The 930-nt window shown below is 64.7% G+C and carries 1 protein-coding gene; it reads left to right on the forward strand.

Features of this window, described 5'->3' with window-relative positions; translation table 11 throughout:
- Window positions 1-930: anthranilate synthase component I family protein (locus ACEWQ0_RS01415; protein ID WP_476484273.1), on the forward strand; the 930-nt coding region annotated here is incomplete at both ends.

The raw sequence follows: 930 nt of genomic DNA on the forward strand, positions 1-930 counted from the left end.
CCAGCTGGCCGTGTTCGATAACCTGGCCGGCCGGCTGTATCTGATCGTTAACGCCGATCCCGAACAAGAGCACGCCTGGGACAGCGCCAACCGCCGCCTGGATCAGCTCGTGCATCGCCTGCGCTGCGGCTCGCCGGGCTATCCGCAGCCGCTGGCGCTGGCGGTTCCCGGCGAGAGCGATTTCCGCTTCGGCTTTGCCGAAAATGATTTCAAGGACGCGGTCGCGCGCATCAAGCAGTACATCCTTGACGGCGACGCCATGCAGGTCGTCCTGTCCCAGCGCATGAGCGTGGATCTGGGCGCCCGGCCGCTCGACGTCTATCGGGCGCTGAGAAGTCTCAACCCCTCGCCCTATATGTACTTTTTTGACTTTGGTGATTTTCAGGTGGTCGGTTCGTCGCCCGAAGTGCTGGTGCGCGTATCCGACCGCGAAGCCATGGTGCGGCCCATTGCGGGTACGAGACCACGCGGCAAGACGGCCGAACAAGATCGAAAGCTCGAAGAAGAACTCAAGGCCGACCCCAAGGAACTGGCCGAGCACCTGATGCTGATCGATCTGGGCCGCAATGACATCGGCCGGATTGCCGCCACCGGCACGGTCGAGCTGACCGACCGGATGGTGATCGAGCGCTATTCGCACGTCATGCATCTGGTTTCGGAGGTGCACGGCCAGCTCGACCATGACATGAGCGCAATTGACGTTCTGCGCGCCACCTTCCCGGCGGGCACGCTATCGGGCGCCCCGAAAGTCCGCGCGATGGAAATCCTCAACGAGCTCGAGCCGGTCCGGCGCGGTGTCTACGCCGGCGCGGTCGGCCACCTGGACTGGCACGGCAACGCGGACCTGGCCATCGCCATCCGCACCGCCATCGTCAAGGACCACACCCTGCACCTGCAGGCCGGCGCCGGCATCGTGGCCGACTCCGATCC

The sequence above is a fragment of the Wenzhouxiangella sp. YN9 genome, from assembly GCF_056324165.1.